The organism is Cupriavidus sp. UBA2010, from assembly GCF_002335265.1.
Taxonomy (GTDB): Bacteria; Pseudomonadota; Gammaproteobacteria; order Burkholderiales; family Burkholderiaceae; genus Cupriavidus; species Cupriavidus metallidurans.
Genome location: NZ_DDCI01000029.1, coordinates 22,543 through 31,103, shown reverse-complemented (window position 1 = coordinate 31,103; position 8,561 = coordinate 22,543). Strand labels below are relative to the sequence as shown.

Here is an 8,561-nt window from a genome sequence, read left to right as displayed (position 1 = left end):
AACTAATAAATAAATAAAAATAATATTTTTTTTTTTTTTATTTTTAATTACTTTTTCTTTTTTTTCTCCTTCATTCCTCGTTGAACCTTCTTTTTTGGGCCTTCGCAGGGTCCTGAGGACAGCCTTGGTCCAATGTCCGCCGGCAGCCGCCGGACAGGACGACAGACGGCAGTGGCGATAAAAGCTTGATCCCCTCTGAAGTGGGGTGTGATGCTTCTTTCGTTGTATCGTCAACATCGTTCGATTATGTTGCCGGGCTGGACACAGTCCATCGACAACTGCGCCGACGCTGTCGCGCACGCCCACAAAACGCCCGGGCGAATCGGGCAAGCAAGAAAAAGAATCAAAAGAGCATTCACCTTGTCAGCGAACAGGGAACGGGAGAAACGGGTTGAACACGCCAACAAGGTCAGCCGGGCAGCACTTGCCCGGCATTTTGCGTTCTGCGCGACGAAATTTCTGCGGTACCAGCGCGCTGCCCGGCTCATGTCCGTGGCAGGTGCCTGACATCATGCCGCCCCGCAACGGCGGCCCCCGACCGCACGCCCTCCTCTCCATGCCGGCGCCTTCTACGACGCCGTCATCGCCGACTGGATTGACATCCTCTTCGTAGTTTCAGTACCCGGCAGTTCGCTTCAAGCGCCCCGGAGTCCTGTCCGAAGTAGCGACACCCGCTTTGGTTCCACGAAAGCTCGTCTTGTGACGCGGCCAGCGATTCCGTTTGCAGCATTTCCACCTCATCCAAGTAGAACCAATGAAAAACACCCAACGGAAGCTGGCTGTACTCCCCCTGGCATGCCTTGCTGCCACGCTGGCAGCGTGCGGCGGCGATGCCTCGGAGTCGAGCACGGCGGCAGCCACGCCCACCAGTACGCCGGCCGCGACGCCTGCCGGCAGCATGATTTATACCGGTGTTGCCGACCCCACGAGCAGTATTGGCGTGAACGGCGATTTCTATCTCAATTCGGCTACGTCCACGCTGTTCGGCCCCAAGGCAAACGGTGCCTGGTCCGCAGGCGTATCGCTGATCGGGCCAGCTGGCACGCTGATCCGCTATGGGACGCGTGACCCGATTGCCAGCGACGGCAACGATGGTGACTTCTATCTGAACACCAGCTCAAGCACGCTGTTTGGACCGAAGGCGGCCGGAGCCTGGCCGATGCCCGGCAAATCGCTGATCGGCGCCACGGGTGCGGTTGGACCGACCGGCGCCACGGGCGTAACCGGCGCTACCGGTGCCACGGGTCTGCAGGGCATCCAGGGGGTCACCGGCCCAATGGGTGTGACGGGTGCTACTGGTGCCACCGGCGCCGGCGTGACGGGACCGCAGGGCATTCAGGGTATTCAGGGCCCCACCGGCCCTGCCGGAGCTGCAGGGCCGACTGGTGCGACTGGTGCGACGGGGGTAACAGGGGCTACGGGTGCGACGGGCGCGACGGGTCCCTCAGGTGCGACAGGCCCCACGGGGCCGCAAGGACCGCAGGGCATTCAGGGCCCCACCGGTACCACGGGAGCGACGGGCGCCACAGGGGCAACTGGTGCCACGGGGGCCACGGGGGCCACCGGGCCTGCGCTCTATACGGCGAACTTCGTTGTGGGCAATGGCACGAACTTTGGCAATGCCACCTACATCATGACGGGGTCGGGTCTGACCCCTATCGCCACACAGCCGTATCTTGGTGTTTTGCTGCCAATCAATTGCAGCACACTGACGCTGTCGACGGCCGTGACGGGCATCCCGCCTGCACCCTATACGATGGAAGTCTTCAAGATTCAGCCTCCCTCGACAACCGTCACGTCAACAGGGCTTGTGTGCCAGGCCAACAGCTCTGGAGCTAGCTGTACGCAGACCCAGACTGGCACCTATGCGGCTTCCGCGGGGGACGTGCTGCAGGTCCAGTTGACAGGTACTACGGCGTTTAACTCCTGGTCGGGCGCTGTCTATGCCACGCTGACGTGCCAGTGATCGACGGCGGGCATCGATAGGCTGATGGCGGGCCATGGGCTCGGGGATCGCTCCGGGCCCATCCGTCTCGTGCGAACCCTTGCGCCGCCTGTTCAGTATCCCGCCCCAGCGCCCGACAATTGCCAACCTGTCTCCAACGAGACCCAAAGCCAATGCGAATCTGCCTGTCGATGATCGTCAAGAACGAGGCCGCCGTGATCGAGCGCTGTTTGCGCGCGGTGCGCCCGCACATTCACGCCTGGGCGATTTCGGATACGGGGTCGACCGACGGGACGCAGGACATTATTCGCAATACGCTCGGTGACCTGCCGGGTGAACTGATCGAACGTCCATGGGTGGATTTCTCGACCAACCGCAATGAAGCGCTCGCGCTGGCGGCCAAGCACGGCGATTATGCGCTGCTGATCGATGCCGACGATACCATCGAGGCTTCGGACTTCGGCGAACTGACCGCCGACTGCTATGACCTGGTCGTCCAGTTTCGCTCGCTGACCTACAGCCAGCCACATCTGATCCGGCTGGGCCACGGGTTCTTCTATACGGGCGTGACCCACGAATACATCGACTGCAACCGTCCGTATAGTCGCGACACCTTGAAGAACGCCATCTATCGCATCGGCGACGACGGCGCGCGGCGCGTGAGCGGCAGAAAGTTCGTGGAAGACGCAGGGATACTGGAGAAGGCACTCGCAGCCGATCCCGGCAATACGCGTTACCAGTTTTATCTCGCCCAGAGCTATCGCGACGGTGGTCTGGTGGACAAGGCCATTGCCGCCTATGCGAACCGCGCCACCATGGGCGGGTGGGACGAGGAAGTCTATTACTCGATGTTGCAGATGGCGGTGCTGAAGGAGGGCGGCGGAGCGTCGCCCGGGGACATCGTCGACGCCTACCTGGAGGCCTACAACTACCGGCCGACACGGGCCGAAGCGCCTTGCGAGCTCGCGCGCTATTTCAGGCTGCGGCAGCGCCATGTCCTGGCACGCGACTTCGCGCGTGTTGCCACCGGCATCGCCCAGCCCGATGACCGGCTCTTCATGGATCAGACCGTCTATGACTGGCGCGCGCGTGACGAGCTGTCGATCGCGCTGTACTGGTGCAATGAACGCGATGAAAGCGCGCGGCTCTGCCGGGAATTGCTTGCCGATCCACGCCTGCCGCGCGAGCAGCATGATCGCGTGACGCGAAACCTCGCCTTTGCAATGGGCGATGTCCCGGGCTGAAGCTGCCGACGAAGCAGCGTCTATCGGGTGGAACCGTCGAGGCTGGCCTCGATCCGCGCGATCAGGTCTTCCATCCAGCGCCGCAGCAGCGTGTCCGACATGACCGTTGCCGTGCTTCGCGCAAGTACCCGGTACACCTTGCCGCGCGGGATCTTCGAGATGTGCGCCGGGTCGGGCCACGCCTTGTTGCCGGCCAACAGCAGCAGCGTCTCCAGGCCAATCAGGATCGGCCACAGGCAGGCCAGCCGCAACCGGATCGCCGTGCGCGGAATCGCGAACGTATAGGCCATCGCTTCGCGGAAATGCGCGAGCGAGACGTGTAGCAGTTCGTCCAGAATTGGCCGCGCGCGCAGCGCATTGGCCGGGTCCATCAGGTCGCGTGGCGTCATGCCATGTCGTTCCAGGACCTCGGTCGGCAGATAGCACCGGCCGATGCGCAGATCCTTGCCGCAATCACGCAGCACATTGACCATCTGCAATGCCTTGCCGAAGCGGACACCTCGGCGCAGCATCGTCTCGGGCGCTGCCGTCAGCGTGCCCGGCTGATGGGCATAGGTCATCGTGGTCCAGAACTCCCCCACGCAACCGGCCACGAGATACGTGTAGCGATCGAGCTCGTCCATCGTCCGCAGCGCGGCCACCTGGCCCGAGCGCTCGTCGGGGAATGTGACCAGGTCGAATTCCATGCCTTCGGTCAGCGTATCGACGATACCGCGGACAGCCGTGCGATCAGATGCATCGAGTTGGCTCAGCACGCCAAGCGCGGGGCCGATCGATTCCAGCAGTACCTTCTCGTCGGACTGGGTTTGCTGGCTGGCAACTTCCGCGCTCAGCCGCTGCGCGAGCGAACCGTCGTTCTGCGTGCCGTTGACGTGCTGCCGTAGCGCCAGCAGCAGGTCTAGGCGTTGCGCGGGCGGAATCAGCGAGGTATCCGCGATGGTGTCCGCGGCGCGTGCCAGCAGATAGGCCAGACCGACGGGGTCGCGCATGCCCTCGGGCAGGATGCGAAGCGTCAGGTAGAACGAACGGGAAACCCCCTTCAGCAGCGGGCCGAGCAGAAAGGCCCGGTTCGGATTTGGCATGGCATGGTGATCGCACAATGGGACGGCGCATTGTATCCGCCAAAGCTGACGAACTCGTCTGGCCTCAACCTGGCCCTGCCAAGCCTGCGCGTATTAAACCTAGTACCGAACCTCGGTGAGGTGATGCATTCTCTCAAATGACAACACATCGGGCCGGATAACCGGTACTAAGGAGACAAAGCATGAACAATCTCAGTATCCAACGTCGCCAATTCCTGACGAGCCTGGTGGGAGCCGCCGCTGTAAGTAGCCTGCCGCGATGGGCTTACGCGCAAGCGGCATACCCGAATAAACCAGTGCGCGTGATCGTGCCCTTTGCCGCTGGGGGCACGACCGATGTGGTCGCTCGCCTCATCATGCAAAAGGTGGGGGAACTGATGAAGGCCTCGTTCGTGATCGAGAACAAGGGGGGTGCCAACGGCATCATCGGTACGGGCGAGGTGGCACGTGCCGCGGCAGACGGCTATACGCTGTTGTTCAACACTGCTGGCGCCCAAACGCTAAGCCCCGTGATCTACAAGGCCCCATATGAGGCGGCGGCCAGTTTTGCGCCGGTGGCGCGGGTGTGCGATGTCGGCTTTATTGTCATCGTGCGCAAGGATCTGCCGGTCAAGAACATGGCCGACTTGATTGCTTTGGCCCGGAAAGCGGACAAGCCGCTCGCGGCCTCGTCCGGCAGCAGCATGATCAACCTGATCACCGAGCAGTTCAAGCGCGTGATCGACGCACCGAATGTCACCAACGTGCAATACAAAGGGACAAGCCTTCAAATGCAGGCCGTGGCTTCGGGGGAAGTCGATTTTTCGTTCGACTCCTTTGCCGCAGTGGAGTTGATCAAGGCGGGTCGCGTCAAGGCGCTGGCGGTTATTCTGCCGCAGCGCGCCGGGTCTTTTCCAGACGTACCTACGTTCAAGGAACTGGGTATCAAGGACATGGAGTTCAATTCCTGGGCAGGGCTGCTGGCACCCAAAGGGACGCCCAAGGAGATCGTCACCGCGCTGGCGCAGAACGTCGAAAAAGCAAAACAGATGCCGGACGTGGTCGCCAAGCTCAAGCAGTATGACTATGTCATGGCCAACAGCACGCCGGATACGTTTGGCAAGGAGATCCAGGCAGAAACCGATCGCTGGAAGCAAGTGGTGAAGGAAACCAACTTCAAGATCGAAAGCTGATTCGGCATAGTCCTGAAGAAGCACTCCATCGGCGCGTTGTCCCGGGTGTCGGCGCGCCGATGCGGCGAATTCCTGATGATGGCGCTGCTTGTCAGGTATGCTGTTTCTCTTGCGCGTAGTTGGGATCAGTGTTTTCCCTTGGCTACAAGGCAGTGTCCTGCCTCAGGCGCAGATCCGTCCGAGTTCCCTGTGCGGTACATGCGTGGCGCGCACGCCACGCCCGAGGAATCCGCGCCTACCCGCAAAGCCAGGCCTGACGCGGCCGTCTGGCCAGCAAGGGGAAAGAACCGTCCACCTACGCAAAACTACTGCATCGAGGTCATTCCCATGTCATGGGCGCTTATGCATAATTTCCTGAATCTGGGCCTCAAGGATTGTATTGATGCGTGTGACGATTCGAACCACGACGATTCCCGGAGCTCCTGACCGAGCTGCACTTCATCGCGCGGCGGTCTACCTCAATACCGAGGAAGATGCCTCGCCGCTGATGGTCAGTGCGTGGAGTCAACGTGAACCCGAAGCATTTCTCGCCGCCCAGCGCTGGGCGCGCAACCATGCTTATCAGGTATCGAATCCCCGCAACGGCACGTATTACGGCGGACGCACCGCGCGTTGATTCCAGCGCCCCCATGACGCCGTGAAACGCCTGCTGCTGTGGTGTCTGGCGCTGGTTGCGTCGGGGCAGGCTTGTGCCGACACTGGCCTGCTCGAACGCATGGTCGGCGGATTTTCGCGCGACAGCCTCTGGAAGAACGTCCAGGAGCGCTGCCTGACACCGGCTACGCCCACACATTCCGATTGCGTCATCGTTGATCGACAGCGGGGCTTTGTCCTCTACAAGGACATGATTGGCGCCTCGCATTACCTTGTCATTCCCGTGCGGCCGGTCAGCGGCGTCGACGACGCGCGTGTCTGGTCCGATCGCGAGCACAATGCCTGGGCCTTCGGCTGGGCCGCGCGCGACACCGTGGGCAAGGCCATTGGCCGCGCGCTGCCGGATACCCTTCTGGGGCTGGCCATCAACGCGAGGGCGGCGCGCAGCCAGGATCAGCTTCACATTCATCTGGATTGCATCAGCGAAAGCGCGCGCGACTTCCTTGCCAATAGCGCTTTCGACAGGCAGTGGCGCAGCCTGACGTTTCGCGGCAATCCTGTGCGTGTCAGGCTGATTCCCTCGGACGATCCGGTTCTTGCGGTGGACCCGTTCGACGTGGTGCGCGAGGACCTCGGCGTCGACGGCAAGATCGCCGACCGGGGCGTATTCCTGGGCTATGTGCGTCCCTTGCAGGGCCAGGCCGGTTTTGTCGTGGTCGATGAACCCGTCGACAAGGCGGGCGGCGCAAACGGCCATGCCAGCGATTTTCTGGATCGCGGCTGCAAGCTGGGCCGGGCGCAGCCCGGGCGATAGTCGAAAAATTCTGCCTGCCAGAACGTGGCGGTGATGACCGTTGCACAAATGGCCGATATTCGCCGCTTTGTTTCCGCCGACCATTTCGTCTGACGTCTTACAAGGGACGCGCCCGCGTAGAATAGCCCGCGAGCCCCTCCAGCAAGAGACAAAAGTGAATACGACTTTCCACCAGGAAAGCACCGCCGCAGCCGCGGAGACAAACACGTCGCGAGGCATCGCCCTGCTGACGTTCGCATTCATCCTGAGTCAGTTCTATCGAAGCTGCCTCGCCGTTATCGCGCCCGAACTGCAGCATGACTTCGGACTGTCCCCGGCGGGATTTGGCGCGCTATCTTCCTGCTTCTTCCTCGCTTTCGCCGTCGCGCAGATCCCCGTAGGCATCGCCTTCGACCGCTACGGCGTAGGCCGCCCCACGGCCGTGCTGCTCGGTGTCGGCGCCGTGTCGGCAATCGGTTTCGTGGTCGCGCCCAATGCTGGCATGGCCATGCTGGTGCAGATGGGCCTTGGGCTGGCCTGCGCGCCGGTGTTCATGGGCCTGCTGCACTATGCGTCGGAACAGCTTTCGGAGCGACAGTACATGCGTGTGGGCAGCCGCTCGAATGCGCTGGGCATGATCGGGGCACTTTGCGCCACGGCCCCGCTGGGCTGGGCTTCGCAGCATGTCGGCTGGCGCCCCGCCATGGCACTTGCGGCGGTCTGCATGGTGGTCGCGTGCTACGGCGTATGGCGTTTTGTTCGTGATGACGGTCACGAGCAGGCGCGTCAGGCGCCCATGAGCGCGATGCTGGTCGAGAGCGGCAAGCTGCTCGGATACTGGCCGCTATGGACGCTGATTCCGCTATGCGTGGCGATGTCCGCCGGCACCGGTTTTCGTAATGCATGGAGCGGTCCGTATCTGGCCGATGTGTTCGGCCTCCAGGCCGGCACGCGCGGGATGGCGCTGATGCTGCTGAGCCTGGCAGGCTTTCTCACCGCGTTTGCGTTGCCGGTGCTTGTCCGCCGCAGTTCGCTCAAGGCGGCGATTGGCATATGGGGATGCCTGGCGACCGCCGGTGGTATCGCGCTGACGATCTGGCCCGATGCAGGGGTGGCCAGCGGCGTTGGCATGATGGCGCTGCTGTCGACGATCGGCATGCTCCATCCGCTGGTGATGGCGCAAGGGCGTGCGTTGATTCCCGCGCCTGCGCGTGGCCGGGGTCTCGGTCTGCTCAACACGTTCGTGTTCCTGGGCTCGGCGCTCACGTCGTGGGGATTCGGCCTGATTGCCAACGTCGGTCATCTGCGCGACTGGCCCGTGGCCCATACCTACTCGGCGATCTTTCTCTCCGCCGTGGTGGTGGTGGCGCTCTCACTGGTGCCGTACTACTTCAGCCCTATATCCGCGCCCGCTGCGAAGTCGTAGTGGACTCGCGCATGGCGCTCCCCCTCGTTAGCGTGGCGTTATGCGTTTGAACATGGCGACGCGCTCGCGCGTGCATGCGCATTCATTTGGCAATTCAGGGTCAATCCCAACACCGCGTTACGTAACGTCGTAACACGGCATCGCTGAAAAATCACCCTACGGACAATGTTCAGACATTGCGTGTTCCGGCCGGAAACGCGCATGGCATCGCCGTTTCCGGGAAATCCGCACGGACATGCACCAGATTGGCACACCGATTGCAGAGCAGGGCTCGCTCAAATCGCGAGCGACAACACCAAGAAGTC

The 8,561-nt window shown here is 62.2% G+C and carries 8 protein-coding genes; 6 read left to right on the top strand and 2 right to left on the bottom strand.

Annotated elements, in window-relative coordinates:
* Positions 1–330: hypothetical protein (locus B2246_RS21765; protein ID WP_286964065.1), on the bottom strand; the 330-nt coding region annotated here is incomplete at its 3' end.
* 424 nt (positions 331–754) lie between these two features.
* Here B2246_RS21765 and B2246_RS21760 point away from each other — a divergent pair.
* Together B2246_RS21760 and B2246_RS21755 are read left to right on the top strand one after the other, a co-directional pair.
* Positions 755–1,966 (top strand): collagen-like protein, encoded by a 1,212-nt coding sequence (locus tag B2246_RS21760; RefSeq protein ID WP_286880444.1) that lies wholly within the window; start codon positions 755–757, stop codon positions 1,964–1,966.
* 152 nt (positions 1,967–2,118) lie between these two features.
* Complete coding sequence (locus B2246_RS21755; RefSeq protein WP_035882755.1) at positions 2,119–3,189, top strand: tetratricopeptide repeat-containing glycosyltransferase; 1,071 nt, start codon at positions 2,119–2,121, stop codon at positions 3,187–3,189.
* A gap of 20 nt (positions 3,190–3,209) precedes the next feature.
* Here B2246_RS21755 and B2246_RS21750 read toward each other — a convergent pair whose 3' ends face one another.
* Positions 3,210–4,271, bottom strand: coding sequence for a phytoene/squalene synthase family protein (locus B2246_RS21750; RefSeq protein WP_186426104.1), 1,062 nt, complete (start codon positions 4,269–4,271; stop codon positions 3,210–3,212).
* A gap of 182 nt (positions 4,272–4,453) precedes the next feature.
* Between B2246_RS21750 and B2246_RS21745 the strand changes: the two genes are divergently transcribed.
* From B2246_RS21745 to B2246_RS21730, 4 genes are all read left to right on the top strand, one after another.
* A complete protein-coding gene (locus B2246_RS21745) occupies positions 4,454–5,443 on the top strand; it encodes a Bug family tripartite tricarboxylate transporter substrate binding protein (protein ID WP_008643164.1) in 990 nt (329 codons plus the stop codon).
* A 382-nt stretch (positions 5,444–5,825) separates the two neighbouring features.
* On the top strand, positions 5,826–6,059 hold the full coding sequence (locus B2246_RS21740) for a hypothetical protein (protein WP_008643166.1): 234 nt from the start codon (positions 5,826–5,828) through the stop codon (positions 6,057–6,059).
* Between the two features lie 21 nt (positions 6,060–6,080).
* Positions 6,081–6,851, top strand: a complete 771-nt coding sequence (locus B2246_RS21735; RefSeq protein ID WP_286880458.1) for a CDP-diacylglycerol diphosphatase — start codon at positions 6,081–6,083, stop codon at positions 6,849–6,851.
* 154 nt (positions 6,852–7,005) lie between these two features.
* Complete coding sequence (locus B2246_RS21730; protein ID WP_008643169.1) at positions 7,006–8,256, top strand: MFS transporter; 1,251 nt, start codon at positions 7,006–7,008, stop codon at positions 8,254–8,256.
* Positions 8,257–8,561 lie beyond the last annotated feature (305 nt).

Coding starts and splice junctions, on each gene's coding strand:
- B2246_RS21740 (WP_008643166.1), top strand. CDS start 5,826: ATGCGTGTGACGATTCGAACCACGACGATTCCCGGAGCTCCTGACCGA.
- B2246_RS21750 (WP_186426104.1), bottom strand. CDS start 4,271: ATGCCAAATCCGAACCGGGCCTTTCTGCTCGGCCCGCTGCTGAAGGGG.
- B2246_RS21755 (WP_035882755.1), top strand. CDS start 2,119: ATGCGAATCTGCCTGTCGATGATCGTCAAGAACGAGGCCGCCGTGATC.
- B2246_RS21760 (WP_286880444.1), top strand. CDS start 755: ATGAAAAACACCCAACGGAAGCTGGCTGTACTCCCCCTGGCATGCCTT.
- B2246_RS21745 (WP_008643164.1), top strand. CDS start 4,454: ATGAACAATCTCAGTATCCAACGTCGCCAATTCCTGACGAGCCTGGTG.